Here is a 2,391-nt window from a genome sequence, read left to right on the forward strand (position 1 = left end):
CCACCTCCGGACCACGCCCCAACTCCTCCCCTCGACCCGGGACGGGGTTGCAGCGAATCCCGGCATGCCGCAGTCCGACCCGCCTCGATTGCCCAACGGACGTGCACAGCCGAACCGACGTGAGCGACTCAGCGTCCACTGTATCCCGAAGGGATCACAGCGAGTAGCCGGAGGTCAGCGCAGCGCCACCTCCGGAACACGCCCCCAATCCTTCCATCGACCCCGGACGGGGTCGCACAAAGTTTTTACACTCCTGCATCAGGCACGGATGCCAACACAATCTTTCGCAAGGAAGTGCCACACGACGCGTACGCCCCATCAACCGCATGTCTTCCGAGCACCGTCCGCCGATTCACCAATCACCTGCACGCAGTTCATCGACGTCGCAGTGCAAACCGCGTTCTGATCTCATGGGTGCACTTCAAACATCCAACGGCGCTCGACTCCCAAGGATCTGGCGTCAGCTTTTCGGCCCGGAGTCCCACGCAACATGAGCCGACCGCGACCGCACATCAACCGCCGAAGCGGTAAGCAATTCGATTCAGTTCAACGACCGCGATCAGCGGGCCGCGCGACCCGCGGCTCCGTGTGCAACGGATTGTTATTTGACTTCCTCGCCTTCGATCATCCTGTCAGGATTCTGTTGGGTGAGTCCGATTTCACCCGTGTCACCAAGTGCATTGATTCGAGTCGTCAATTCGCTTCCGATTTCCGGATAGTCGTCAAACGTTATTCGTCTGTTGTCTGCGCCGTCCATGTTCACGACGAGCAAAAGTGCCGGCTGATTGACATCAATGTCGAGCCAGACACCAAATGGCGCACGTGATACGACTTTGCCGGTCACAGTTTGGCCGACGCTCAGTGATTCTCTGATTGCGGGCCATCGTTCCGTGGCGGCGTCTGTTTGCCAATCAGGAAACACGGCGCGAATGTCTGCGTCCCAATCCGATTCCGGCAACGGCTAAGCTCCAATATTCTCTTTGACAAATAACATCAGCGAACACCTCGCACGCGGACCTCTACGATCGAGTTGACGTGGGCGTGATGATCGAAACGGGGTGAAAGTTTGTGTCTCGCGGCAACGAGCGGGCTGGGGTGCATCGCCGGGTTCGTGGCGTTCAGGGGTTCGCTGTGGGTAACAGCTCCCGTTAGAATATCGGCAGGAGCAAAGAATGGTAAACCATCCGAACAAAGAGATTCGAACGGCCCTGACGCTGGCCGAAGCCGCCGGATGGACAGTAAAGAAAAGTGGGCCAAGAGCCCATGCGTGGGGTACAATGAAATGTGGATTCGGGCACCGTCCCTGCTGGATGGCGATCTACTCGACACCGAAGAACCCCCAGAACCATGCAAAGCAAATTGGACGAAAAGTAGCCGCGTGCCCCGGACCCGATAACTAAAGTGAGCAATCAAATGACGGAATACCGATTTCGAGTGGTGGTACCTCACCAAGTGATGTCCGAACAGCAGATTCTCGATCTGGCGGATAAATTGGCGGCAGCGGGGTGCGATGACGGTCATCTCGCGGGGCATGACGAAGGTATCGAAATCGTGTTTGATCGCGAGGCAGAATCACGTGACGAGGCTATGCGTTCCGCAGTGGCACAGGTCGAGCAGTGCGGCTTGGCGGTCAAGCGTGTCGAACTGGATCGCGAGGCCATCACCGCGTAGGTACTGTCCGGTCGGCGAACGGCGGTGGTCACCGCGTCGTCGCGATCGACCTGAACTCAAAAACAAACTCAACTCGCCGACTGCGGTGCACCACTCAGTTCACGCGGCGGCGGCGAAACGGTCGACACTGATCCCGAACGAACTCGACTCCGCCGCTCGTCGTGCATTCGTTGGTTCGCCACTTCCGTAATGTATCACGGCGGGCGGTAGGGATTGCCGTCATCAGGTGCATGGCTCGGGCGTCGATTTTCAGAGCCGTCGTTTAGTGCTCGGTGATGACGCAATCGGATGCCGCCGTGAATCCAACCAGCAGCGAGCCCAATCAATAAACCAAAACTCGCAAATGTGAGAGAAGGTGGTGCCGGGATGCGCGGTGCAGGGCCGAACCACATCAGCGCAAGCAAGCCAGCACCCATGTAGATTCCGCCGATCCACTCAGGAATGAATTGGCCGTGAACACGCTTTGTTTCGTTGGCCTTGCCATTGAACCAATGAACAACTCTGCCGATCGTCCATAACGTCACGCCGCACGTCAGCACTGCCTGCAATTCGGTCAACGATTGTGGGTCAAGCAAATCGGGACGCAAGGTTAGAGGTTGATCGCTTCAGTCGACGAACGGCGGCGATCAGCGGGCCGCCGCCAAAAAACTATGATTTCAGGTTCTTCGCGGATTTTAGTGGGTGCTCTCGAATACTCGGGGAAGGTTTTTTGAGGGATGA

The 2,391-nt window shown here is 57.5% G+C and carries 3 protein-coding genes; 1 reads left to right on the forward strand and 2 read right to left on the reverse strand.

Going from position 1 to position 2,391, the window contains the following annotated elements; all coding sequences use genetic code 11:
* Nucleotides 1-601: 601 nt before the first annotated feature.
* Nucleotides 602-922, reverse strand: a complete 321-nt coding sequence (locus NZK35_RS17890; protein WP_259633902.1) for a S1 domain-containing protein — start codon at nt 920-922, stop codon at nt 602-604.
* Between the two features lie 533 nt (nt 923-1,455).
* Here NZK35_RS17890 and NZK35_RS17895 point away from each other — a divergent pair.
* Nucleotides 1,456-1,671 carry a hypothetical protein gene (locus NZK35_RS17895; RefSeq protein ID WP_259633903.1) on the forward strand — a complete coding sequence of 72 codons (216 nt, stop codon included), beginning with the start codon at nt 1,456-1,458 and terminating at the stop codon, nt 1,669-1,671.
* 194 nt (nt 1,672-1,865) lie between these two features.
* Here the strand turns inward: NZK35_RS17895 and NZK35_RS17900 are convergent, their stop codons facing one another.
* Entirely contained in the window at nt 1,866-2,228 is a 363-nt protein-coding gene (locus tag NZK35_RS17900) for a hypothetical protein (protein ID WP_259633904.1), read from the reverse strand.
* Nucleotides 2,229-2,391: the final 163 nt, after the last annotated feature.

Source organism: Stieleria sedimenti, from assembly GCF_025060895.1.
Taxonomy (GTDB): domain Bacteria; phylum Planctomycetota; class Planctomycetia; order Pirellulales; family Pirellulaceae; genus Stieleria; species Stieleria sedimenti.

Bases quoted from the DNA above. Each gene is read 5' to 3' on its own strand.
- NZK35_RS17895 (WP_259633903.1), top strand. From the start codon at position 1,456: ATGTCCGAACAGCAGATTCTCGATCTGGCGGATAAATTGGCGGCAGCG.